This window comes from Sorangium sp. So ce281 (assembly GCF_051527395.1).
Taxonomy (GTDB): domain Bacteria; phylum Myxococcota_A; class Polyangia; order Polyangiales; family Polyangiaceae; genus Sorangium; species Sorangium cellulosum_B.
This window is the reverse complement of record NZ_CP150322.1, coordinates 1,789,181-1,812,308: the sequence shown is the minus strand read 5'-3', so window position 1 is coordinate 1,812,308 and position 23,128 is coordinate 1,789,181. Positions and strand designations below refer to the sequence as shown.

Here is a 23,128-nt window from a genome sequence, read left to right as displayed (position 1 = left end):
CTCCTCAATCGTCCTCGCCCGGTGACCATGAAGAAGCCTGTCAGAACGCTGTTGGTGGGAACCCTCCTGGCGGCCGCCGCCTGCGGCGATGGCGAGCCGCCCTCGGGCGGGGCAGGAGGCGGCAGCGCGGGAGACGGCGGCTCCGGCAACGGCGGTGTGTCCGGGAGCATCCGTTGCCCCGGCTCGGACATCGTGTGTCCCGGGGGCGCGCGGTGTCAGATCGACGCCGAGGGCAAGCCGTCGGGCTGCGCCGCCGCGTGCGACGAGGCGCGCGCCTGCGGCGAGGCGGCGTGCTGCAGCCCCGGCGCCGCGTGCGTGCGCGGCGGCTGCGAGGCGGCGGACCTCGTGCTCGGGCCCCCGGAGCGAGGAGAGCCCGTCACGTTCGCCACGGTCCGCGTGGACGAGGACGCGTGCGAGCTGCTGCAGGGGTGCTTCGGCGCGAGCGGCCGGCGGGCGCTCATGCGCTTCCACGTCTCGCTCGAGAACGCCGGCGACGTTCCGCTCGACCTCGGCGTGCCGTCGGAGAGCGACGTCTTCGAGCCGAACTTCTGCGAGGACAGCTACGTCGTCCCGCGCTTCTTCCGCGCGCGCCTCCGCCAGGGCAGCGCGGTGGTCGCCGAGGCCGAGCTCGACGCGCGCTGCGTCGCGATGCCAGGCGGCCAGTACGGCTGCGACGCGCAGGGCCTCGGCCCGGGAGAGCACGTGGAGCAGCCCGGCACCGTGGCGTGCAACGCCCTCGACGTGACCGGCGTCCCGGCCGGGCTCTACGAGCTCGAGATCACCGTGAACCCGAACAGGACCCTCGCCGAGGCGCGCTTCGACAACAACACGATCGTCCTCCCCGTCGATTACCCCGCCTGCGACGGCGCGATCTGCGGCGGCGCGTGCTGTCCCGGCGGCCACGCGTGCGAGGACGGCGTCTGCATCGTGCCCGACCTGCGCCCGGACAGGCAGCGCATCGTCGACACGATCCGGTTCTCGTACCAGACGTTCCCCAGAGACGCCTGCGAGCTCATGGAAAGGTGCATCGGCGGCCCCGGCCGGCGGCATCTCCTCGAGTTCGAGGGGCGCGTCGAGAACGCTGGGCCCGGCCACCTCGACCCCGGCCCCGAGTTCAACAGCCCGCTCTTCGAGTATGCGCAGTGCCACCAGCACTTCCATTTCCTGGACTTCACCGATTACCGGCTGGTCGACGCGGAGGGCGAGGTCGTCTCCCTGGGGCACAAGCAGGCGTTTTGCCTCGTCGACATGGAGCCTCTCGATCCTTCGTCCCCCGCGCCGCGCGGCTACCCGACCTCGGGAGGCATGGGGTGCAACTTCCTGAGCGCGGGGTGGGCCGACACCTACGACGTCGGCACGCCGTGCCAGTGGGTCGACGTGACGGACGTGCCCGAGGGGGACTACACCCTCCGCGTCACCGTCAACCCGATCGGCGCGATCGCCGAGCAGGCGATCGAGAACAACGTGGTCGAGGTGCCCGTCCACGTCCCGGCGTTCGCGCCCTGCGAGCCCGAGCCGGAGATCTGCGGGGACGCGGTGGACCAGGACTGCGACGGGCTCCCCGACGACGGCTGCGAGGGCGAGGGGTGCGCCTCCCCGGTGCCCGAGGTGTGCGGCAACGCGGTCGACGAGAACTGCAACGGCGTCCCGGACGACGGCTGCGCGCCGATCCCGGGCGTAGGCAGCTGCGAGACGCCGGGGGAGCTGGCGGGCTCGATGGATTACGCGGCGGAGATCACGGCCGAGAACACCTCCGACGTCGCGCTGCCGTGCGGCGGCCGCGGCGGCGAGGTGTTCTTCCGGTTCACGCTCCCGTCCGACGAGGTCGTGTACCTCGGCACCCTGGCGTCGGACGTCGACACGGCGCTCGCGGTGCTCGAGGGCGAGGGGTGCGGCGGCCCCCCCGTCGGCTGCGCGGCCGACAGCTGCGGCGACGCCGCGCCGGGCGCGCACTTCGCGGCCAGGCTCCGGGCCGGGACCTACACGGTGGTGGTCAAGGCCGCGCACCCCGAGGCGCGCGGCACGGTCCGCCTCAGGTTCCAGCGCGCGTCGTGCCTCGGCGAGAGGGCCGGGGTCATCTCGGGCAGCGGCCTCGTCAGCGGCGACACCACCGGGGCGCCGATCCCTCCCAGCTCCTTGTGCGGCGCGAGCAGCCCTGAGCAGACGTTCTATGTCCCGGTCTGCCCGGGGACGTCCACCGTGGTGTCCTCGTGCGGCCTGACCGACTTCCCGATGACGATCAAGACCGCGGACGACGCATGCCATCCCATCAACATCGAGTGCTTCGGCCCGCTCAGCGCCTGCGCGGGCGAGAGGGAGGGCGTGAACTCCCGGATTTACGGGGCACGACCTGGAGGGAGCCTCGGCGCCATCACCGTGAAGGGGCGTACTCCGGTGGATTTCGGGCCGTACCAGCTCTTCGTCACACCATTCCAGTGACAGGGGCGCGCCGCCGGGCGTGAACACACAGCGCCGCGCCCCCATTCCACGAGCGAAGTTTGCGCTCGACCTCGGGCAATCTGCGCTAAAACCGCGCCCATGCGAGCCCACCATCGGTCCGAACGGACGCGCCTCCGGGCGCTCTCGTCCCTGTCCAGCGCGCTCGTCGCCGCGCTCGGCCTGACGTTGCCCGCCTACGCCGCGCCCCCGGCCGCAGCGCCGGCGCAGCCTGCGGCGGCTCAACCTGCGGCCAAGCCCGCGGCGGCGGCGCCGGTCGCGACGAAGGCGCAGCCTGCGGCGGCGGCCACCAGCGTGAGCGTCGCGATCCCGGTCGAGAAGTACACGCTGGAGAACGGGCTCGAGGTGGTCCTGCACGAGGATCACCGCACGCCCGTCGTGGCCGTCAACCTCTGGTACCACGTCGGCTCCAAGGACGAGCCGCGGGGGAAGAACGGCTTCGCGCACCTGTTCGAGCACGTCATGTTCCAGGGCTCGAAGCACGTGGGCGAGGACATGTTCTTCAAGTACCTGGAGCGGGCCGGCGCGAGCGATCGCAACGGGACGACGAACACCGACCGCACCAACTACTTCGAGACCGTCCCCGCCAACGAGCTCGCGCTGGTGCTCTGGCTGGAGAGCGACCGGATGGGGTGGCTGCTCGACCACGCGAACGACGCGACCTTCACGAGCCAGCGCAGTGTCGTGAAGAACGAGCGCCGCCAGAACTACGAGAACGCGCCCTACGGCCTCGTGCCGCAGTTCCTCCGCGCGGCCCTGTTCCCGGAGGGCCACCCCTACCACCTGCTGACCATCGGCACGCCCGAGGATCTCGACGCGGCGCAGATGGACGACGTGAAGGCCTTCTTCCGGACGTTCTACGTGCCCAACAACGCGACCCTCGTCGTGGCGGGCGACATCGACCGCCGCCGGGCGAAGGAGCTCATCCAGAAGTACTTCGGCCCCATCGCGAAGGGCGCCCCGCCGCCCGTGGCGACGAGGCCCGACCCCGGCGACCTCGCGACCGAGAAGCGCCTCGACATCGAGGCGGACGTCGAGCTGCCCCGCGTGACCATCAGCTGGGTGACGCCGCCGAGCTTCGCGCCCGGCGACGCCGAGCTCGACCTCGTCGCCAACGTCCTCGCCTCGGGCAAGACGAGCCGCCTCTACAAGAAGCTCGTGTACGATCTCCAGATCGCGCAGGACGTCTTCGCGTTCCAGCAATCGAGCCAGCTCGCCAGCACCTTCCAGATCACGGCGACGCTGAAGAAGGGCAAGTCGCCCGAGCAGGCCCTGAAGCTCATCGACGCCGAGCTCGAGCGGCTGCGCAAGGCGCCGCCGACGCAGGACGAGCACGACCGGGCCCAGGCCAAGGTGCTCTCGGAGCTGGTCTTCAGCATGGAGCAGGTGACGGCCCGCGCGAACGCCATCAACAACTACAACCAGCTCACCGGCGATCCGGGGTACTTCCCGAAGGACGTGGCCAGGTACGAGAAGGCCACCGCCGCCGACCTGCAGAAGGCGATCGCGGATCTCCTGCCCCAGGGCAGGCGCGTGATCGCCCTCGTCACGCCGAAGCCGGGCGCCCCGAAGGCTGGGCGCCTCGTGAAGCAGACCGGGGCGGCGACGCCCGCGGCGGCGGGCGCGAAGCCCACCACCGCGGCGCCGCCGGCAGCGGCGAGCGTGAAGCCCGCGGTCGCGGCGCCCGCGGCCGCGCCGGCGGGCGCGAAGCCTGCGGCCGCGCCGGCGACCGAAAAGCCGGCGGCCGCGCCGGCCATCATGAAACCCGCTGGCGACAAGCCCGCGGTCGACAAGCCTGCGGCCGGGCCGGCCGCGCCGAAGGGGGGTTGAGCCCATGCGCATGAAACGAACCGTCTCCGCCTCGCTCGCAGCCGTGGCGCTCGCCGCCTGCGCTCCGGTCACGTCGACGCCGCCCCCGGCGCCGCCCAGCGCGCAGCGCCCCGCCGCGGCGCCGCCCGCCGCCGCGCCGGCGGACGACTTCCGCAAATCGCCGCCTCCCACCGGGCCGGAGGTGGTCTTCCAGCCGCCGCGGATCGAGGAGGCGAAGCTCGCGAACGGGATCCGCGTCCTCGTCGTGGAGCGGCACGAGCTGCCGATCGTGGCCGTAGACGTGACGACCGTCCGCGGCGCCGACCAGGCCGAGCCGGCCGTCGGCGCGTTCGCGGGCGCGATGCTCATGCAGGGCACCAGGACCCGCAGCGCGCTCTCGCTCAGCGACGCGCTCGGCAAGCTCGGCGCGAGCTTCTGGTCCGCGGTCGGCTTCGACGGCGGCGGCGTGCAGGGCCAGAGCGTGACGCCGCGGTTCGGCGAGATGCTCACGCTGCTCGGCGACGCGTACATGAACCCGGCCTTCGCGCCGGCGGAGATCGAGCGCGAGCGGTCGCGCCGCATCACCCAGCTCGCCGAGATGAACGATCGCCCCGCGTCGCTCCTCTCCATCGCCCAGGCCCGGGTCCTCTACCCCGAGGGCCACCCGTACAACGCGCCGCTGATCGGCACCGAGGCGGCGCTGAAGAAGATCACGGCGGGCGCCCTGGCGAAGTTCCACGCCGCGCAGTTCCGGCCGGAGCTGACGACCGTCGCCATCGCCGGGGACATCACCAAGGCCGACGCGGTGAAGGAGGTGGAGCGGGTCTTCGGCGCATGGAAGGGCCCGGCCTCGGCGCCGCCCGCCCCCGCCAAGGCGGCGATCCCCGCCGATCCGCCGGCGATCGCCGCGGGCGCGCCGCGCGTCGTTGTCGTCGACCGGCCAGGGCTCACGCAGTCGACCGTGACGGTGGCGCTTCCGGGCGTGCCGCGCGCGACGGCGGACTACGACGCGCTGCTCGTGATGAACACGCTCCTCGGCGGGCAGTTCTCGAGCCGGCTCAACCTGAACCTGCGCGAGAAGCACGCCTACACCTACGGCGCGCGCTCCGGCTTCGACATGCGCCACGGAGCGGGCCCGTTCTCCGCGGGCGGCGCCATCGTGCGGGAGAACACGGGCCCCGCCGTGAGCGAGATCTTCGCGGAGATCGACCGGATGCGGAGGGAGCCCGTCACGAGCGAGGAGCTCGCGGACGCCAAGGCGAACCTCATCCGCCAGCTGCCGGCGCGCTTCGAGACGGCGGACGCGACCGCGTCGACGATCGCGGGCCTCGCGGTCTACGATCTGCCGCTCGACGAGTACGCGACGCGACCGGCGAGGCTCCAGCGGATCACGCCCGCGGACGTGCAGCGGGTCGCGCAGAAGTACCTCGTGCCCGAGCAGCTCCGGGTCGTCCTGGTGGGCGACGCCGGCGCTGTCGGAGAGCAGCTCTCGGCGTTGCAGCTCGGTGAGGTCATCGTGCAGAAGGCGCCAGGCGTGGCGGCCGGACCGGCGGCGGCGCCCGGCAAGCCGGCGGCGCCCGCCGCGCCCGCGAAGCCCGCCGCGCCCCCCGCAGCGAAGAAGCCGTGAAGTACGGCGCGCCGCTCGCCTGCGTGTGCGCGCTGGCGTGGAGCGCGCCCGCCGCCGCGCAGGCGGGGCCGGCGGCCCCGGACTGGGCGTTCGGCGCGCCGGGCGGCGAGGCGGCCCTCGCCGCGGCCTGCACCGCGTCGCTCGCGACGTACCTGCTCCCCCAGCGGCGCTCCGGGTGGGGCGCCGCCTCGAGCGAGGAGCGCAACGACGCGATCGGCCTCGCCAGCGACATCACCGGCGCCGCGGCGGGCACGCTGCTCCTCCTCGGCGGCGGGTACGCCCTCGAGGGCAGCTACCTCGCGGGCGCCGGCGTCCCCCGCCCCTACGCGCGGGCGCTCAGGACATCGCTCATCGAGGCCGAGGCGGCGGCGCTGTCGACCGGCCTCTCGAACGTGATCAAGCGCCTGTCGGGCCGGTGCCGGCCGCGCTCGTGGCGGACCGATCGGTGCGGCGAGACCGACCTCGATTTCGACGCCTTCCCCTCGGGTCACACGACCCCGGTGGCCGCCGTCGCGGGCGCGCGCCTGAACCTCGCGCTGCGCACGACCGGCGACGCCGCGCCGCGCCTCGGCGCGCTCGCCCTCGCCGAGGCGGCCACGGTGGTGACGATGGCGCTGCGGATCGGCGCCGGCGCGCACTCGTGGCAGGACGTCGGCGCCGGCATGATCCTGGGCCACGTGACGGGCTTCGCGATCGCGGCCGTCCACCCGCTCCAGCCGAGCGAGGCCAGGTACGCGGCAGGCACGCTGCCCGGCCCGCCCCCCGAGCCGGCAGCGGTCACCTGGTCGTGGGCGTTCTGACGCCACGCCGGGAGGCCGCCAGGAGCGGCAGTGATGCGCGTGCGCTCCTCGAAGAGGGGCGTGACGCGATCCATGCTCGCGCATGCCCACCTTCGAGAAGCGCACGCGCATCGCCGCGCCCCCCGAGCGGGTCTTCGCCTTCCACGAGGAGCCTGACGCCCTCGAGCGCCTCACGCCCCCCTGGGAGCACGCGCGCGTGCTGGAGAAGGCCGGTGGCATCCTCGTCGGCGCGCGCGTGGTCGTGGAGACGCGCGTCGGCCCTGTCCCGCTGCGCTGGGTCGCGGAGCACACGCAGTACGAGCGGGGCCGGATGTTCCAGGACACGCAGCGCAGCGGGCCGTTCAAGCGCTGGGTGCACACGCACCGCATGGACCCCGACGGCTCGGGCGGCTGCTACCTCACGGACCGCGTGGAGTACGAGCTCCCGCTCGGCGCGATCGGCCGGCTCGGCGGCGGCCTCTTCGTCCGGCGCAAGCTGGAGCGGATGTTCGACTACCGCCACGAGATGACGCGACGGGCCTGCGAAGCCCCGCCGCGATAGCCCGCCCGCCGACAGCCGCGTCCGCCGCGCGGCCCACGCGCCCCCTGGTTGCCAAGGCTCACGCCGGACCCAAGTTGCTCGCAATGCCGCGGCACGCGGCGACGGCAAGGAGAAGAGCATGGCAATCTACCGTTGCGGCCGTTGCGGCTCAATCAACCGGGTTGCGGACCAGAGGGTCAAGGATCGGCCGGTCTGTGGCCGCTGCAAGGCCCACCTCGACACGACGGGCGCTCCGCAGCCGGTGGACGGGGCCGCGCTCGAACAGGCGATTGCGAGCTCTCCTGTCCCCGTCCTCGTCGACTACTGGGCCACCTGGTGCGGCCCGTGCCGAGTCGTCGCGCCGGCCCTCGACGAGCTCGGCCGCAGGAATGCGGGCAAGGTGCTGGTCCTCAAGCTCGACACCGACGCCGATCCGGCGGAAGCCGGGCGCCGGCGCATCCAGGGGGTGCCCACCTTCGTGCTCTTCAGCGGAGGGCGAGAGCTCGATCGCCGCAGCGGCGTGACCTCGCGCGCCGATCTGGAGCGCTGGATCGAGGCCAGGGCCGGGCAGCCCTCCACGGGCGCGAGCCACGCTTGAGCCCGCGCCGCGGGCCGTAGAGAGAGCGGAGCTGGGGAGCTGGGAGCCGAGAAGAGCGGGTGACGCGACGCGCCTGGTTGAGGGCTCGCCCCCGCACGCCGGGTCGTTCCCGGCCGGCCTCCCCGTCGCGCTCCTGAGGCACCCCCGCCCGCCTCCTCGTCGCGCTCCTGAGGCGCCCCCGCCGGCCTCGCTCGCCTTACCGCGCCCGCCGCGCCCCGCACAGCCGAGCTGACGCCCCTCGCTCAGCGCACGCTCAGGTCGTCCCCGGGGCGCGCGACGCGGTGCTCGCCTCCCCTCGCCCGAACGCGGCGGCCGCCGCCCCGCCGCGCGACGCCCGGTAGCGCGCCAGCTCTCCGAACTGCGCGAGCCGCGCGCGCACGATGTTCCTGCTGATGCCGAGCAGCCTCGCCGTCTGGAGCTGGTTGCGATCGCAGTAGCGGTACGCCGTCCGGATGATCGTCTCCTCGATCTGCTCGTGCAGGTTCGGCAGGTTCTGCTCGAACAGCGCGAGCAGCGCGCCCTCCAGCGCCGTCGCCTGCGGCGTCGGCCTGACCTGGGACACGGCGTCCGTCGCGCCCTGCTCCGGCGGAGGAACGCTCGCCCCGGCCTTCGGCAGGAGCGCCGTGAGGCGCAGATCCGCCGGGGTGACCTCCTGGCCTTTGCAGACCAGGAGCGCGTGGTGCATTGCGTTCTCGATCTCCCGGATGTTCCCGGGCCACGGGTGCCCGAGGAGCCGCGCCGTCGCCTCCGCCGTGAGCACGGCCGGCCCCGAGCCGAGCCGGTGCGCGTAGAGATCGAGGAAGTAGCGCGCCAGCGGGAGGATGTCGCCCGGCCGCTCGCGCAGCGGCGGGAGCGCCAGCGTCGCCACGTTGAGCCGGTAGAAGAGATCCTCGCGGAACTTCCGCGCGATCACCGCCTCCTCCAGGTTCACGTTGGTCGCCGCGATGAGCCGCACGTCGATGGGGATCGGCTGGCGCGAGCCGAGCCGCACCACCTCGCGCTCCTGCAGCACGCGGAGCAGCTTGACCTGGAGCGGCAGCGACAGATCCCCGATCTCGTCGAGGAACAGCGTCCCGCCGTCCGCCGCCTCGAACCACCCGGCCTTCGAGGTCGTCGCCCCCGTGAAGGCGCCCTTCTCGTGGCCGAACAGCTCGCTCTCGACGAGCGACTCCGACCAGGCGCCGCAATTGACCGCCACGAAGGGCCGCCCTCGCCGGTGGCTCAACGCGTGGATGTGACGGGCCACGATCTCCTTGCCCGTGCCGGTCTCCCCCGTCACGAGCAACGTCACGTCGCTCGGCGAGAGCTGCCCGATCCGCTCGAGGATCGCCTGCGAGCGTGGATCCTGGAAGACAAGCGCCTTGGCGCGCACGGAAAGGGCCGGCGAGCTCGTGTTGGGAAGCGTGAGCAAGGGCATCGTCATCGGGCTTCACTCACCATAACAGCGGATGGTCCGTCCATTATAACGGATGAGCCTGCCGTGCGCCAGAGATCTTTCTCTGGCGCGGCCTCACCGGCTGTCCCAGGTGGCTTCGGGCCTTCCGTCACGCTGCGCCTCGATCCGTCGCGCTAGGCCTCGAGGAGGTAGCCGCGCACCTCGTCGACGAGGGCCTTGATCTCGTGATCGGTGCGGGACCTCGGGCGCGGCGCGCTGACGGGGACGACGCGCTTGATCCTCCCGGGCCGCGGCTCGAGCACGACGACGCGATCGCCGAGGAACACCGCCTCCTCGACGTCGTGCGTGACGAGGATCATGGTGATCTTCTCCTCCTGCCAGATGCGCTGGAGCTCCTGCTGCAGCTTCGCGCGGGTCAGCGCGTCGAGCGCGCCGAACGGCTCGTCGAGCAGCAGGATGCCCGGCCGGTTGACCAGCCCTCGCGCGATCGCCGCCCGCTGGGCCATCCCGCCGGAGAGCTGGTGCGGGTACGCCCGCTTGAACCCGGACAGGCCCACGAGCTCGAGGTGCTCGTCGACCGCGCGGGCCTTCTCGGCGTGCGTCCACGCCGAGCTCTCGAGCCCGAGCGCGACGTTCTGCTCGATGGTCAGCCAGGGGAAGAGCCGGTGCTCCTGGAAGACGATGCCCCGATCGAGGCTCGTCCCCTCGACGCGCGCGCCGCCGACGAGGAGGTCGCCCTCGTAGTCGCCGTCCAGCCCGACGAGGAGCCGGAGGAGCGTCGATTTACCGCAACCGCTCGTGCCCACGACGCTGATGAACTCGCCGGGGTGAATGGTCAGTCCGATCCCCCGGAGGACCTCCAGGGGCTTGTCCTTGACCACGTACTTCTTGCTGACATCGCGAATGTTGATGACTCCAGGCGAGCCCATGAGTTCCTCCTCGAAGCAGACGGAAGCAGACGGAAGCAGACGAAGCAGACGGAATCAGACGTTGACGACGCTGACGACGTTCACACGCCGGGGACGCGCCATCGCGACAGGCGGTCTTCCGCGGCCTTGGCCAGCGCGTTCAGGCCGAAGCCCACGAGGCCGGACACGATCAGCCCGACCAGCACGACATCCATGGCGAAGCGCTCGCGCCCGTCCACCATCAGGGTGCCGATCCCGGGGGCGGGCTCGAGCAGGTACTCGGCCCCGAGCGTGCCGAGCCACGCGTAGATGAGCCCCTGGTGCACGCCCGCGAAGAGCGACGGCGCGGCGGACGGCAGGATGACCTTGCGGAGGATCTGCCACCGCGAGAAGCGGAGCACCCGCGCCACCTCGATGTGCTCGACACCGACGCTGCGCACGCCTTCATAGGTGTTCACGACGACCGGGTAGAAGGCGGAGAGCGCGATGAAGGCGATCTTCGCCTGCTCGCCCACGCCGAGCCACACCGACATGAGCGGGATCCACGCGAACAGCGCGACCTGCTTCGCCGCGTGGAAGCTCGGCGAGAACAGCTTGTCGGCGGTGCGCGAGACGGCGAGCAGACCGCCGACGGCGCCGCCCGCGAGGATCCCGAGCGCGAGCCCAAGGAGATCCCGGACGAGGCTGGCGCGCAGGTGTGCCCAGAGATCGCCGCTCTCGTGCAGCGCGCTCGCGGCCTTCCAGACCGCGAGCGGCGGGACCAGGATGCGGGTGTTGGCGAGCTCGTAGCGGCAGACAACGAGCCACGCGACGAACAGCAGGACGGGCAGGACCAGGCCGCGCCGCAGCCGCGGCTGGATCAGAGCATGGGTGATGGCGCTCATCGTAGGTGTTCTTCGGTGAGGTGTACCAGGGCGGCGCGCCGCCAGCGGAGGAGGCGCGCCTCGATCGCCTCGAGCCCCTTGTCGAGCACGAGCCCGACGATCCCCACGACGAGGATCGCCGCGAGCACCACGTCGAGCTGGAACAGCTGGCGGCCCCAGACGATCAGGAACCCGACGCCCTCGGAGGACGCCAGGAGCTCGACCGTGACGAGCGACAGCCACGCTTGCGTCAGGCCGTAACGGACGCCGACGGCGATGGACGGCACCGCTGCGGGGAGCACGACCTTCCGGAGCAGCTGAGCATGGCTGAAGCGGAAGACCCGGGCCACCTCGATGTACGATCTCGGCACGTTCTTGATGCCCTCGAACGTGTTGATCGCCACGGGGATGAGGCTCGCCTGCGCGATGAGGATCAGCTTGAGCGACTCGCCGATCCCCGCCACCATCATGACCAGCGGCAGCCACGCGAGCGCGGGGACCTGCGCGAGCGCCTTGAAGAGCGGGTGGACGTGCTCCTCGATCCGCCGCGAGAGCCCCATCGCGATGCCGAGCGCGAGGCCCGCCGCGCCGCCCGCGGCGAAGCCGCCGAGGACGCGACCGAGGCTGATGGCGATGTTCGTGTGCAGATCGCCCGAGCTCGCGAGCTCGGTCAGCGTCTGCACGACGAGCCCTGGCGCCGGCAGGATCTGCGCCGGGATCAGCTCGCGCTGCGAGGCGTAGCTCCACGCGAGGAGGAGCGCCGCCGGGAAGACGAGCCCCACGGCGACGTTGCCCACCTTCCGCGACAGGAGCCGGGAGGCGCCGCCCGCGGGCAGCGCCACGTCGGGCGCCGCGAGCTTGTAGCCGGCCTGGGTCCGGCTCTCTTGAATTCCCTGCTGCGTCATCTTGGTTGCCTTTCTCTCGTGGCGTTCCGCCCTGCGCTAGGCCCCTTCGCCGCGCGCTCTCCTCTCATGGCCTCCCGGGGTGCTTGACCTTCCCGTTCACGTCGAACTCGGGCCAGTAGCCCTCGAGGTTCAGCTCCTTCAGGGCCGCGTTCAGGAACCGCAGATCGATCCAGGAGTCGACGTCGAAGGTGTTCCTTATCAGGCCGAACCGCTTCGCGTCGGCGACGGCCGCCTTGTAGCGGGAGATCAGGTATTCATCGAACAGCGGGCTCGCGCGCACCTTGAGCGAGTCGCCCGTCTGGTCCGCCTTGAAGTTCGAGTACGGCACCCCCGACTTGGACCAGAGCTGGTAGATCGGCGCCGGGTTGGCCTCGTTCTGCGCGATCCAGTGGGCGGCCTGCACGACGACCTTGACGACGCGCCTCGTGATGTCGGGATATTTGTTCGCGAAGTCCTCGGTGACGATCAGGTGGGCGTGCCGCAGGTAGGCGGGCGAGTCGTTCTTCGTCGAGTAGACGATCTTGGCGACCCCCTGATCCTGGAGCGTGAGCAGGTCGTACCCGCCGAAGGCGGCGTCGATGTCCCTCGTCGCCAGCGCCGCCTTCGCGGTCGCGCCGTCCATGTTGAGGATCCGCAGATCGCGCTCCGACAGCCCGCTCCCCGCGAGGATCTTGTTGACAGCGAGCTGGAGGTTCGTGCCCTTGAAGAGGGCGACCTTCTTCCCCTTGAGGTCCGCGAGCGACGCGATCGACGAGTCCGACGGGACGGCCAGGTACGTGTGCTGCCTCGTCGACACCCCCGCGAGGAGCTTCGTCTTGAGCCCCCCTGCTCTGCCGATGCTCGACGGCAGGTCTCCCTGGAGCGCGAAGTCGAGCAGCCGGTTCGCGTACGCCTCGTTGACGGCGGGCCCGGCCCCCTTGAAGAAGGACCACTCGATCTTGATGTTGTCCTTCTTGAACTCCTCCTCCAGGAGCCCCCGCGCGTGCACCACGCTCAGGCTGCTACCGCCGACGAACGGCCGGTTCCCGATCCCCACCCCCGCAAATGCCACCCGGATAACGCTAGGCGCCTCCGCCCGCGCCCCATGCGCCGACAACGTCAAAATCACCGCGACCAACATCTGCACCAAAACCAAAGCTCGTCTCATAAATTTCCTCTCTGAATTCATCTCATACCGCCGCCAGAGGGGGGTTCGCCCGCACAGGAGACGGGCCCAGATCGGCGTTTTCGGCGCGCAGGCGTGCTCACGTACGCCGAGCACCGAAAACGCCGAGGTGGGCCCGTATCCGAAGCGGGCGAGCCCCCCTCTAGAAGGCGCCTTGGAGTTGGGTTAGTACCTCGTGCTTGGCCCCCTCGGTGCTCGTGCGGTCGTCTCGGCGGTTGACGTTGAGCTGGAACTTCGTCGTCTCCGCGAAGAAGACGTTGAAGCCGAGCGTGTAGACGTCGACCCGGTTCTCCTTCACCTCGGTGCTGGGGTCGAAGAGGTCGACGCGGAGGAACGGCTGGTAGGTCTTCGGCCACCAGTCGTCGTAGCGGCCCTGGTTGCGGTAGCCCCTCAGGAACTGCTCGCCCCAGTTGTAGAAGAAGGTCGCCACGTGCGACAGGCTGGTTTGCCTCGTCTTCCGGGGGTCCTCCGCCGTCGTCCCGAGCGTCACGTCGTCCTGGCCGTAGATGAACTCGTAGGTGACGCCGATCGGATAGTGGTTGTAGTAGATGTCGCCGCCGAAGCGGCGCTTGACGCCCTTGCCGGACAGCGTCTTCTTCTCGTCCTTGAGGAACGTGTTCTGCCAGCCGACGTACGCGCTCCCGCCGAGCGTGATCTGGCGGAGGATGGAGTTGTAGTCGGACGGCACGGTGAACGCGAGGCGGCCGATGATGTCCTTCTCGCTGTTGTCGTCGGGCGTGTTCGGCCCGCTCCCGTTGACGATGCCGATCGCGTAGGCGAGGAGGGGCGCCCGGTAGTTGTAGCCGTAGTCCACCTGCGGCAGCACGTCGCCGCGGACGATGAGCCCGAGGTCGCGCCGGTTCAGGCCGAGCTTCGTCGTGAACTGCGCGTTGGTGATCACCGGCTTCAGCTCCTCGCTCGCGGGGACCTCCAGCCCGAAGGGCAGGAGCTGCTGGCCCAGGGTGACCTGCAGGACCCAGTCCTCGGGGGCGAGGGTGGGGAGCACGGAGTACGCCAGCTGGGCGTCCAGCAGGTTGAGGAAGCTGTTGTTGCTCGCCTGCTGGGGCGAGGCGCCGAAGCGCACCGAGTAGGTCAGGTTGCGGCCTTCCTCGTAGTCCTTGTAGAGGATGCCATTGAACGTGAGGGTCGCGGCGCCCGTGTCGAACGTCACCTTGCGATCGTTCGAGGTCGCCGTGTTCACCGGCTGCTCCGCCCATCCGATGCGCGCCTGGATGACGCCGCCGACGAGGAGCGAGCGGGTCGAGAGGGCGGTGTGGAGGTCGCGCTCTCGCTGCCACTGGAACTTGAAGTTCTCGAGGTCGGTGACGAGCCCTTGCAGGTCGTCCCGCGTGACGGCGTTGGGATCGGGCTCGACGAAGGCCTCCGCGGCTGCGTCGCCCGCGGGCGGGGTGCCGGGGTCCGGCGCGCCGGCAGGCGCAGGCGCGGGACGCTCGCCCTGGGCTCTGCCGGGCGGGTTCTGCGCGCTCGCCTGCGTCACGCAAAGGACGACGGTCGTCGCGAGGGTCGATGAGATGGCGGTTCTTGAGCGGTCGAGCAAACGCATGAATGGATCCAGAGGGGTTCGTTGATTCACAGCTACGGTCGGGCGGGGCGGCTTCCGTGGCCCCGCCCGACGCTCCACGTTCAGGCCGCCTTGCTCTTCCGCAGCTTCTGCTCGACCGCGGTCCCCGCGAAGAAGCCGGGGTTCTTGCCGGCAAAGAAGTTGTATGGGTGGGTGAACACGAGATCGCGGAAGTTCGCCTCCGTGAGCGCCCCGCGCTCGACGAGGCTCCAGGTGTCCGCGAGGACCTCTGTCAGATCAGGCACGTCCCAGTGGCCGCTGTCCGACGCCCAGAAGGCGTTGAGCTGCACGCCGAGCGGGTTGACCTTCGTGTTGAACGCGTACGCGATCGTGGGGTCGTCTGCCTCCGAGCCGAAGTAGAAGTTCGGCACGTACCGGTCGCGGATGTCCTCGATCCGCTCGATGCCCGCCGCCGCGAAGTCGTCGAGCGCGACCGGGTCCTGCGGCTGCCTCCGCGAGTTGTTCGAGACGCCGAGCGCCCCGCCGAGGACAGCGTGGATGTCGCCGAGCCGCGCCCCGACCTCCTCGCCGCCGTACTGCTGGTACAGCGCGTACAGCAGCTTCGCGTCGATCAGATCAGGGTTGTAGTTCTGGACCGCCCTGCCGTTGCGCTTCTCCCAGTGCCCCACCAGATCCGCGAACAGCGTCGCGCCCCACGCCGCCCCGCCCTCGAGGAAGCCGACGCGGAGATCGGGGAACCGGCGGGTCACGCCGCTGAAGAAGAGCGACTTCGCGAGCGCCTCCGAGGCGGAGGCGAAGTGGCCGATGTGGTTGTACATGTAGCTCGAGACCGAGCTGCGGCTGGTCCACCCCATCCCGGCGGAGTGGGTGGTCAGCACCGTCCTGAGCTCGACCGCCTTGGCCCAGAACGGGTCGTAGTTGTGCTCGCTGTCCACGCCGAACGTGTCGAGCCAGTTCGCGTGCCGCGCGACGTCCGGGTGGTGCCGCGACGGGTACTTCTCGGCCACCGACCGGATCGGCCGCCGGAGGTTGCCCGGGATGAGGGCGACCTTGAGGCCGAGCTCGCGCACGGCGAACTCGAGCTCTTCGACGCCCTCCTCCGGCGTGTGCAGCGGGATGGCGGCGACAGGCGTGAGGCGGTCGGCGTACGGCCGGTACACGTCGGCGTGATAGGCGTTGACCGCGCGGATGAGCACCCGGCGCAGGTCCTCCTTGCCGACGTGGGTGGCGAACGTGGAGACGTTCGGGAAAAGAACCGCGTAGTCCGTCCCCGACTCGCCGAGCCGCTCGTGCAGCAGCCTGGGCAGCGACACCGTGGCGAGATCGAGGGTGTTCTTCGTCGGCAGCGCCCACCACGGCGGGCGGACCGAGCGCTGCGCCGCGCGCTGCTCGGGCGTGAGCTCGTACCACTCGTTGCTCAGGTAGCCGAAGCCCCGGTTGATCGCGTCGCGGAACTCGTCGACGGACTTCGCGCCGCCGTACTTCGCGATGTAATCCTCGAGGATCGGCGCGAACTCGATCGTGTGCAGATCGGTGTCGATCACCGGGTAATCGAGCTTGTCGCGCACCAGCCGCGAGCGAGAGGTCTTCTTGCCGTCTTTCAGCGAGAGGTGAGAGGATGAGACGCTCATGATGATGACTCCATGGCGCGGTCGCGCGGTCGCGCGGCGGCCCTCGGCGCCGGGCAGCCGCGCCCAGGGCGCACGAGGCCGCGCGCCGACCAGGCGCCCGCTCCTGTGCTGAGAATGTGAGAGGCCTTCGAGCTAGATGCGGACCAAGCCTTCACCGTGGCCAGCAGGGCAGGTCGGGCGGAAGCACCATCGATATGCTCGGCCTTGTGACCGCGCCCGCACGCTCCAGCGCGCCGTCCCGGGGGAGAATTCGGAGAGGCCTCGAAGGCCCCGACGCCTCCCGGCAACGAAGGAAACTCGGCCGCACGCGGCACACGCCGCGCACGCTGTCAGGAAAGCAGCTCACGCTCGTTGCGCCGCTGCGGGTTCCGTTCGGCATTCTACATGATTCTGCATGCGGCGTACCAGCCTCACGTCCGCTTCAAAAGACACAGATCCGTTATACCGGACAATGCCTTGCTGCTGGAGCAGCAGGCGCGTGCTGCGCGGGTGCTGCTCCAGCAGCAGCCCGCGGGCAAGCTGCGTCAAGGCTGGGACGGCGACGCGGGCGCCAGGCTCATCCCGGTCGCGAACGAGATCGCGCTCTGCAGGTCGCGGCGGGTCACGATGCCTGCGAGATCGATGTCGAGGCTGACGATGGCCTGGGACACCTCCGGCCGGATGCCCGTCAGGACGACCTGCGCCCCGAGCAGCCGGACCGCACGCGCCACTTGCAGGAGGGCGCTCGCCGAGGCCGCGTCGATGTGCGGGACGCCGGTGACGTCGATGATCGCCACCCGCGCCTGCCGCTCGACCACCTTGCTCAGCAGGTTCTCCATCATCTGCTGCGCCCGCGCCGCGTCCAGCACGCCCACGAGCGGCAGCACGAGGACGCCCTGGCTCATGGGCACGATGGGCGTCGACAGCTCCAGGAGCGTCTTCGCCTGCAACCGGAGCGTATCCTCGAGCCGCTTCCGGTCGGTGATCACCTCGGTGAACAGCATGATGCCGCCGATCTCGCCGCCCGACGTGTACCAGGGGAAGATCTTCCAGCGCACCCAGTCGACGCTCCCGTCGGCCCGCGGGAAGGGCTCTTCATCGTTCGATTCCGAGGCTCCTGCGATGCAGCGCCGGTGGATCGCCCTCCAGTGCTCGGGGATCTCGGGGAAGAGATCGTAATGACATCGGCCGATGATGTCCTGCTCCTTCATGCCGAAATCTTCCCGCCAGCGGTGACTGGCCAGGATGTAGCGCATGTCCTTGTCGAACATGGCCACCGCAGCCGGGCTGTAGGTGACAAAGACGCGCGCATGCTCCTCGCTCTGGCGCAGCTCCGCCTGGAGGCGATCCCGCGCCGCCTCGGCCTCCTCCAGCTCCCGGATGCGCTGCTTCAGCTGCTGGTTCTCCGCAACGACAGCCGTGTAATCCGTGTCACCGTTCATCCGTACCCTCGGTTCCGTCCTGGCCTGTATATCAAAGAAGCGCGGTGCACGGCGCTCGACCGGCGCAACGCGTGCGCTACCGAGGAGCGGAACAAGGTCGCAGCGTGCGCTGCATTCAGCGTGGCGTCATGGCCAGCCGCGCAGGACGTCGAGCGCCCGGGCTTCCTGTCGCATCTCGCGCAGGAGGGCGGCGGCGACGACGCCGGGGTGCGTTCGCTCCGGCGCGGCGCCGAACGCGGCGAGGACCTCCGCGAGCGGGCGGGACGCGTCGTCTTCAGGAGGCGGCCCGCCGAGGCGCGCTGCCCCGAAGAAGAAGCTCGCGGCGTAGAAGGCGAGGGCGATGGCGCGCGCAACGCCCGCTCGCGCGCGCTCGCCGTCGTTCGCGGGCCTCCCGAGGTACGCCTCGAGCAGCGCCTCGCGCTGCTCGGGCCGCGGGTACGCAAAGACACCGAGCTGCGCGAGATCGATGAACGGATCTCCCGCGCCCGCGTGGGTCCAGTCGACGAAATACACGCGCTCGGCCGCCACGAGCACGTTGTTCGGGTTGAGGTCGCGATGACACGCGGCCGCGTGCGCGTGCGGCGCGCTCACACGCTCCAGCTCGGCGACGGTGCGCACGAGCTCGGCTGGCAGGCCCGCGCCCGCGAGCGCGGCGCACTGCGCGTCGAGGAAACGCAGGAAGTCCATGCGCGACGGGCCGCGCGGGAACGGCGGGCCGTCGTGGAGCCGCCGCAACGCCGCCGCGACCCGCTCGATCTGCGCCGGATCGCGCGTCGGGCGGAGCTGTGTCCCCGCGATGCGGTCCATGATCGTCACGCCCGTCCGCGCGTCCGCGTGGCGCAGGCGCGGCGCGACGCCGCGCTCGGACGCGATGCGCATGCACGCGCTCTCGCGCGCGGCGCGCTCCGGATCGCTCGGATCGACCGCGAAGCGCTTCGCGACGTACGGCACGCCGTCGACGACGAACGCGATCAGCGCAGCGCCGGAGAACCCGCCAGAGAGCGAGGTCACGTCCTGGACCGCGCGCCCCGGGAAAGCAGCCTCGAGCGCGGCGGTGAGGTCCGGGTGCAGCTCCGGGGCGCTCATGCCCACCCCCGCATCGAGGCGAGCCGCTTTGCGTAGAGGCGGCTCCGCGCGGCGAGATCGGCGGGCCGTGCCCAGTCCCACCCGATCGCCTGCCAGTCCGGGTCGTCGGGATCGAGCCCGAGCGACGCGACGAACGCGCGATCGGCGACGAAGAAGTGGTGTTTGTACGCGAGGAGATAGCCGCGCGACGCCTCCGGCAGCGCCTCGACGTGGGCGCGCGCCTCCTCGTAGGTCGCGAACCAGTGGTGCAGCACGCCGCCATCCCGGCCGTAGAGCAGCGCCCCGAGCTCGGGCGCGCCGGGCTCTCCCGCGAGGGCGAGGCGCGCGCGCTCCCAGCTCGAGAAGCCGCACTCGCGCGCGACCACCGCGAGGCAGTGCTTCCGGCGGATGCCGGCGACCGCCGCGGCGAGCGCGGCCTCGTCGGCGCGACCGAGCTCGGGCAGCGCGCGCAGGCGCAAGAGCGCCCTGGCATCGTTCGACGCGAGCTGCTTGTGCAGCAGCTCAGCGCGGGTCTTCAGCTCGCGAACGGGATCCATCATGGACGTCTCCTCTCGAATCGGCCGCTGCCCGCTCCCTCGGCCCGAGGATGTCGACGTGGTCATGACGGTGCGAGGTGACTCGCGGTCGTCGCGTCGCAGGGTGAAAGGCTTCTTTCCGGCGGGGAGGGCGCCCCTGCGCACCCTGGCCAGACGCTAGCGCTTCGCGTCGGGGCGCGCCAGACCGAATCCAGGAGCGCGCGGGCGCTGAACGCGCGAACGGGCGAACGGGCGTCGCATTGCCAAAGCGCGACAGCCACCGTGGATTGCGCATCCGGAAGTCCCTTCCGACGATCCGCGCGACGCCGCTCTGCAGCTCCTCGAGCGTGACCGGCTCGGACGTGCGCACGTGCGCACGTTGCGGATCGAACACGACGAAGCGATAGACGCCCTCGTGATCGCCGGGCGGAAGCGGGGCCGCCAGCACGGAGCCGCGCGAGCACGTGTGCCTGAACGGCCTGGCCGGGGGCTCGTCGAGCTCCACGTCGCCCAGGATGGCCGTCACCGTCGTCTCCGTGCCCGGAAACCCGACGCCGATCGACCGTCGTACGACGCTCCTCGCCCCGTCGCACCCCACCACGTAACGCGCGCGCTCCTCGGCCTGCCCCGCGGGGCCTCCGACCCGCAGCGCGACCTCGCCTTCCCTCTCCGCGACCTCGACGACCGAGCGACCACGCTGGATCTCGACGCCCAGCTCGCGGGCCCGGTCCTCCAGGAGCGCCTCTGTCTGCGCCTGGGCCAGCCACAGCGTGTACGCTCAGCGCCGCCAGGGTCGCGTTCCGGGCGAGAGGCGCGAACACCAGCCAGAGCACGCTGCCGCGCGCCCGCAGCTCGGACACCGTGCGCTGGTAGACAGCGTCGATGCGGAAGTGCGCGCCGCTGAACGGCCGCCCCGGCCACGCGATGCAGCGTTTGCCCGTCGTCGGCAGTCGCCGCCTGCGGCCCGACAGGACCACGGCGCCGCTCTCGTTGTCCATGGGATGCCCCGGGCGTGAGGCCGGTGACAGAATCATCTCCGGCGGCCGGCCGCATGGCCGGCCAGGAGGGGCTCGATGCGAACGTTGAGCACGACGGTACTCGTGCTCGCCGCGCTCTCGGCGGGCTGCGCGGCGGAGCAGGCGAGAGCGCGGGGCAACACCCCTGGAGGCGCTGGCGCGAGCGACATCCGCCTGCCCGAGGGCGCGCGGCTCGTCGACCTGACCTATCCCTTCGACGACAAGACCATCTACTGGCCCACGGCGACGACAGGCTTCACCCACGGTACGGTGCACCATGGCAAGACCGAGGGCGGCTATTTCTACTCGGCGTACACGCTCTGCGCGCCTGAGCATGGCGGCACGCACCTCGACGCGCCCATCCACTTCGCCGAGGGCAAATCGACCGCGGACGCCGTGCCCCTACCCCGCCTCGTGGGCTCCGCGGTGGTGGTGGACGTGTCGGCCGCAGCGGCCAGGGACAGCGACCACCTCGTGACCAGGGGGGACATCGAGGCGCCCGGACCTACAGGTTGATCTTGTAGTTCAGCTTGACCTCGTCGCCGTGCATCCCGCGAAACCCCCAGTCGTGGGCGGGCGACTCCGAGATGCAGATCTCGATGTCCTGGTGCTCGATCCCGACCTCGTCCCGGATCTTGTCGAACAGGAGCCGCACGAGCTTCTTCTTCGTCTCCACGCTGCGCCCGGTGATCATCGAGATCTCGATGATCGTATAGGCGTCGGTGCGCCCGCCCGGCGCCAGCATGTCCTCGCGCTCCATCGGGAAGAAGCGATGCGCCCGCTTGTCCTGCGGCATCAGCAGCGCCTCCATGACGCAGGCGTGGATCACCCTCGACAGGGCCTCCTTCACCGGATTGAGCTTCTCCTTGATTCCGTAGATCTTCACCTGAGCCATGGGGAGTTCTCCTGGAGCAACGTCAATTCGTTTCAGTCGTCCGCGTCCTCGCCCCTCGGCCCGGACCGCCCCGCAGCGGCCTCCTCGCCCTCGTCCTCGGGGAGCCCCGCGTCCGCCGCGCCCGGCGCCTCCGCCGCGAGCGCCATCCGCTCGGCGAGGGGCCGCTCGGGCAGCGTGAGCAGCGGGCCGTCGCCGAGCTCGCCGATCATGTTGAGGTATGCGTTCATCGCGTGGCACACCGAGTCGGTGCGCACATAACGATCCCTGACGCTCCAGAACACCCCGCCGGCGGCCGCCTGCGGGTTCTTCACCACGAACGAGCTCTCCGGACCGTAAGTGTACTGCAAGAGCAACCGGATCGCGGCGACCACCGCGTCCTTGTACCGATCGCAGCCCTCCGTGCCCTTCTTCCGGCAATGGTGGTACACCTCCGACATCACCTCGGCGAGCCAGCCGCTCCCGCTGCTCGACAGCGACCGCTGCCAGCGGCCGTAGCGGTAGGCGTCCTCGGGCCTGCGCCACTGCCGCTTCACGAGGTCGTCGGCGCAGCGGAAGACGGTCTGCTCGACGCGCTGGTCGCCGCTGGCCTTCACGAAGTCGAGCAGCGACTGGACCGCCCACGAGCTCGAGATCGGGTTGGGCTTCCTGTAATCGTCGCCGAGGAAACACCCCTTCTCCGCGATCCTGGCGAGCAGGTGGTCCGCGGTCCGGGCCGCGGCGTCGAGGTACTTCTTGTTGTTCGTGGCCCGGTAGGTGCGCGACAGCGCCGAGAGGACCTGCCCCGTGTAGAGCGTCGAGTCCTTGCCCTGGACCTTCCAGGCCCCGCCCTCCTGCCCGGTCAGGGCCGAGCGCACGCTGCCGTCCGGCCGCTGCATCGAGATCAGCCACTCGGCCGCGAGCACGGCGGACTCGAGGTACCTCTTGTCCTTCGTGACGCCGTGGAGCTCGAGGAGCGTGAAGATCGACTTCGACGCCGTGCCGACGACCAGCCGGCGCTCGGGCCGCTCGCGCTCCAGGTCGAACGCATAGAAGAAGCCGCCGGCCGTGCGATCGCGCGCCTCGCGGCTCTGCATGCCCATCATGAAGCCGGCGGCCTCCGTCGCCAGCCGCAGCAGGCGCTCGTCGGGCTTGTAGGCGTGCAGCTTCAGCAGCGTCAGCGCCGTGGACGCGGTGTAGATCGTGTGCAGCTCGCGCTCGAACCGGTCCGCGGGGGCGCGGTAGTACTTGTGAACCCCCTTGTGCCGCGGATCGATGACGCGCAGGAGATAGCCTTTGCCGTCCTCGATGCGCCGCGCGAGGAGGGGCTTGTCGAGGACGCGCACCGGCACGAGCCCCTCGACGAGCTCGACGCCCTTCCCCGGGCGCTCGACGCTCTCCACCATCGACTCGTGATGATCCGGAAGCTCCACGACCAGCCGCGCGCCCGCGAGCGCGCTCGTCATCGCCGCCGCGCCGCCCGCCGCGGCCACGGCCCTGCGCGCGGCGCCCTTCAGCGCGACGCAGAGCCCCGCGTCCGACGCCTCCCCGCGGGCGATCTGCTTCCCCTCCTGAAAGGCCATCACGACAGCGCGGAAGGGGCGCCTGGACGAGAGGGCGAGATCGCACGTCACCTTGTCGCCGCCCGCCGCCACCTGGCGGACGAAGGCGATGGCGCGATCGCGGAAGGTGCCATTGTCGAGCTCGACGCCCGCGCCCCCGCCCTCCGGGGCGAGGATCGCCGGGTCGGGCACCCGGGGTAGGTTCGCCGCGATCTGGGCCGCGAAGCGGTCGTCGCCGGCGGGCAGGGCGCGTCTTCGACGTTCCGCACCATCCGCGCCTTCCGCGGCGCTGGCCGCCGCGGAAGCCGCGGCGGCGGGCTTCCCGGCCGCAGGGTCCTCGCTCGGCTTGCAGCCGTCACAACCGCTCGTGACCCCACACGACAGCGCGGCGAAGGCCGCCAGGGTTGCGATGGAGCGCGCGCGAGCAGACGGCAT

20 protein-coding genes are annotated in these 23,128 nt (G+C 71.0%); 7 read left to right on the top strand and 13 right to left on the bottom strand.

Annotated features, from left to right (window positions below; genetic code table 11):
- Positions 1-54: 54 nt before the first annotated feature.
- The 6 genes from WMF27_RS06850 (at position 55) to WMF27_RS06825 (ending at position 7,811) form a co-directional block, all read left to right on the top strand.
- The gene (locus tag WMF27_RS06850; protein ID WP_437944001.1) at positions 55-2,439 is read left to right on the top strand and encodes a lysyl oxidase family protein; all 2,385 of its coding nucleotides are present in this window, start codon (positions 55-57) and stop codon (positions 2,437-2,439) included.
- A gap of 99 nt (positions 2,440-2,538) precedes the next feature.
- Positions 2,539-4,287: a M16 family metallopeptidase gene (locus WMF27_RS06845; protein ID WP_437943999.1), complete on the top strand. Its 1,749-nt coding sequence runs from the start codon at positions 2,539-2,541 to the stop codon at positions 4,285-4,287.
- A gap of 4 nt (positions 4,288-4,291) precedes the next feature.
- The gene (locus WMF27_RS06840; protein ID WP_437943997.1) at positions 4,292-5,893 is read left to right on the top strand and encodes a M16 family metallopeptidase; all 1,602 of its coding nucleotides are present in this window, start codon (positions 4,292-4,294) and stop codon (positions 5,891-5,893) included.
- Positions 5,890-6,693 carry a phosphatase PAP2 family protein gene (locus tag WMF27_RS06835; RefSeq protein ID WP_437943995.1) on the top strand — a complete coding sequence of 268 codons (804 nt, stop codon included), beginning with the start codon at positions 5,890-5,892 and terminating at the stop codon, positions 6,691-6,693. Before WMF27_RS06840 ends, WMF27_RS06835 begins: the two co-directional genes overlap by 4 nt.
- 82 nt (positions 6,694-6,775) lie before the next feature.
- Positions 6,776-7,234: an SRPBCC family protein gene (locus WMF27_RS06830; protein WP_437769729.1), complete on the top strand. Its 459-nt coding sequence runs from the start codon at positions 6,776-6,778 to the stop codon at positions 7,232-7,234.
- Positions 7,235-7,352: 118 nt separating this feature from the next.
- On the top strand, positions 7,353-7,811 hold the full coding sequence (locus tag WMF27_RS06825; protein ID WP_437769730.1) for a thioredoxin family protein: 459 nt from the start codon (positions 7,353-7,355) through the stop codon (positions 7,809-7,811).
- Between the two features lie 253 nt (positions 7,812-8,064).
- Here WMF27_RS06825 and WMF27_RS06820 read toward each other — a convergent pair whose 3' ends face one another.
- The 11 genes from WMF27_RS06820 to WMF27_RS06770 all read right to left on the bottom strand — a co-directional run bounded on the left by WMF27_RS06820 (position 8,065) and on the right by WMF27_RS06770 (position 19,959).
- The gene (locus WMF27_RS06820) at positions 8,065-9,228 is read right to left on the bottom strand and encodes a sigma-54 interaction domain-containing protein (RefSeq protein ID WP_437769889.1); all 1,164 of its coding nucleotides are present in this window, start codon (positions 9,226-9,228) and stop codon (positions 8,065-8,067) included.
- A gap of 152 nt (positions 9,229-9,380) precedes the next feature.
- Positions 9,381-10,136, bottom strand: coding sequence for an ABC transporter ATP-binding protein (locus WMF27_RS06815; protein WP_437943992.1), 756 nt, complete (start codon positions 10,134-10,136; stop codon positions 9,381-9,383).
- An 80-nt stretch (positions 10,137-10,216) separates the two neighbouring features.
- On the bottom strand, positions 10,217-10,999 hold the full coding sequence (locus WMF27_RS06810) for an ABC transporter permease (protein ID WP_437943990.1): 783 nt from the start codon (positions 10,997-10,999) through the stop codon (positions 10,217-10,219).
- Positions 10,996-11,883 (bottom strand): ABC transporter permease, encoded by an 888-nt coding sequence (locus tag WMF27_RS06805; protein ID WP_437769733.1) that lies wholly within the window; start codon positions 11,881-11,883, stop codon positions 10,996-10,998. Before WMF27_RS06805 ends, WMF27_RS06810 begins: the two co-directional genes overlap by 4 nt.
- A gap of 64 nt (positions 11,884-11,947) precedes the next feature.
- Positions 11,948-13,030 carry an ABC transporter substrate-binding protein gene (locus WMF27_RS06800; protein ID WP_437769734.1) on the bottom strand — a complete coding sequence of 361 codons (1,083 nt, stop codon included), beginning with the start codon at positions 13,028-13,030 and terminating at the stop codon, positions 11,948-11,950.
- 160 nt (positions 13,031-13,190) lie between these two features.
- Positions 13,191-14,612: a hypothetical protein gene (locus tag WMF27_RS06795; RefSeq protein WP_437943988.1), complete on the bottom strand. Its 1,422-nt coding sequence runs from the start codon at positions 14,610-14,612 to the stop codon at positions 13,191-13,193.
- A gap of 80 nt (positions 14,613-14,692) precedes the next feature.
- Positions 14,693-16,222, bottom strand: coding sequence for an amidohydrolase family protein (locus WMF27_RS06790; protein WP_437769736.1), 1,530 nt, complete (start codon positions 16,220-16,222; stop codon positions 14,693-14,695).
- 524 nt (positions 16,223-16,746) lie between these two features.
- Positions 16,747-17,643, bottom strand: coding sequence for an STAS domain-containing protein (locus tag WMF27_RS06785; RefSeq protein WP_437769737.1), 897 nt, complete (start codon positions 17,641-17,643; stop codon positions 16,747-16,749).
- Between the two features lie 126 nt (positions 17,644-17,769).
- Positions 17,770-18,729: a phosphotransferase gene (locus WMF27_RS06780; RefSeq protein WP_437943985.1), complete on the bottom strand. Its 960-nt coding sequence runs from the start codon at positions 18,727-18,729 to the stop codon at positions 17,770-17,772.
- Complete coding sequence (locus WMF27_RS06775; protein ID WP_437943984.1) at positions 18,726-19,268, bottom strand: hypothetical protein; 543 nt, start codon at positions 19,266-19,268, stop codon at positions 18,726-18,728. The genes WMF27_RS06780 and WMF27_RS06775 overlap by 4 nt, the downstream gene beginning before the upstream one ends.
- Positions 19,231-19,959 (bottom strand): FAD-dependent monooxygenase, encoded by a 729-nt coding sequence (locus WMF27_RS06770; protein WP_437944521.1) that lies wholly within the window; start codon positions 19,957-19,959, stop codon positions 19,231-19,233. Before WMF27_RS06770 ends, WMF27_RS06775 begins: the two co-directional genes overlap by 38 nt.
- A gap of 358 nt (positions 19,960-20,317) precedes the next feature.
- On the opposite strand from WMF27_RS06770, the gene WMF27_RS06765 reads away from it, so the two are divergent.
- Entirely contained in the window at positions 20,318-20,776 is a 459-nt protein-coding gene (locus WMF27_RS06765; protein ID WP_437769740.1) for a cyclase family protein, read from the top strand.
- Here WMF27_RS06765 and WMF27_RS06760 read toward each other — a convergent pair.
- Complete coding sequence (locus WMF27_RS06760) at positions 20,766-21,155, bottom strand: tautomerase family protein (RefSeq protein WP_437943982.1); 390 nt, start codon at positions 21,153-21,155, stop codon at positions 20,766-20,768. The genes WMF27_RS06765 and WMF27_RS06760 overlap by 11 nt on opposite strands.
- A gap of 32 nt (positions 21,156-21,187) precedes the next feature.
- Entirely contained in the window at positions 21,188-23,128 is a 1,941-nt protein-coding gene (locus tag WMF27_RS06755; protein ID WP_437769742.1) for a D-glucuronyl C5-epimerase family protein, read from the bottom strand.

Coding starts and splice junctions, on each gene's coding strand:
- WMF27_RS06845 (WP_437943999.1), top strand. CDS start 2,539: ATGCGAGCCCACCATCGGTCCGAACGGACGCGCCTCCGGGCGCTCTCG.
- WMF27_RS06840 (WP_437943997.1), top strand. CDS start 4,292: ATGCGCATGAAACGAACCGTCTCCGCCTCGCTCGCAGCCGTGGCGCTC.
- WMF27_RS06830 (WP_437769729.1), top strand. CDS start 6,776: ATGCCCACCTTCGAGAAGCGCACGCGCATCGCCGCGCCCCCCGAGCGG.
- WMF27_RS06825 (WP_437769730.1), top strand. CDS start 7,353: ATGGCAATCTACCGTTGCGGCCGTTGCGGCTCAATCAACCGGGTTGCG.
- WMF27_RS06820 (WP_437769889.1), bottom strand. CDS start 9,228: ATGCCCTTGCTCACGCTTCCCAACACGAGCTCGCCGGCCCTTTCCGTG.
- WMF27_RS06815 (WP_437943992.1), bottom strand. CDS start 10,136: ATGGGCTCGCCTGGAGTCATCAACATTCGCGATGTCAGCAAGAAGTAC.
- WMF27_RS06810 (WP_437943990.1), bottom strand. CDS start 10,999: ATGAGCGCCATCACCCATGCTCTGATCCAGCCGCGGCTGCGGCGCGGC.
- WMF27_RS06805 (WP_437769733.1), bottom strand. CDS start 11,883: ATGACGCAGCAGGGAATTCAAGAGAGCCGGACCCAGGCCGGCTACAAG.
- WMF27_RS06800 (WP_437769734.1), bottom strand. CDS start 13,030: ATGAGACGAGCTTTGGTTTTGGTGCAGATGTTGGTCGCGGTGATTTTG.
- WMF27_RS06795 (WP_437943988.1), bottom strand. CDS start 14,612: ATGCGTTTGCTCGACCGCTCAAGAACCGCCATCTCATCGACCCTCGCG.
- WMF27_RS06790 (WP_437769736.1), bottom strand. CDS start 16,222: ATGAGCGTCTCATCCTCTCACCTCTCGCTGAAAGACGGCAAGAAGACC.
- WMF27_RS06785 (WP_437769737.1), bottom strand. CDS start 17,643: ATGAACGGTGACACGGATTACACGGCTGTCGTTGCGGAGAACCAGCAG.
- WMF27_RS06780 (WP_437943985.1), bottom strand. CDS start 18,729: ATGAGCGCCCCGGAGCTGCACCCGGACCTCACCGCCGCGCTCGAGGCT.
- WMF27_RS06775 (WP_437943984.1), bottom strand. CDS start 19,268: ATGATGGATCCCGTTCGCGAGCTGAAGACCCGCGCTGAGCTGCTGCAC.
- WMF27_RS06765 (WP_437769740.1), top strand. CDS start 20,318: ATGCGAACGTTGAGCACGACGGTACTCGTGCTCGCCGCGCTCTCGGCG.
- WMF27_RS06760 (WP_437943982.1), bottom strand. CDS start 21,155: ATGGCTCAGGTGAAGATCTACGGAATCAAGGAGAAGCTCAATCCGGTG.
- WMF27_RS06755 (WP_437769742.1), bottom strand. CDS start 23,128: ATGCCGTCTGCTCGCGCGCGCTCCATCGCAACCCTGGCGGCCTTCGCC.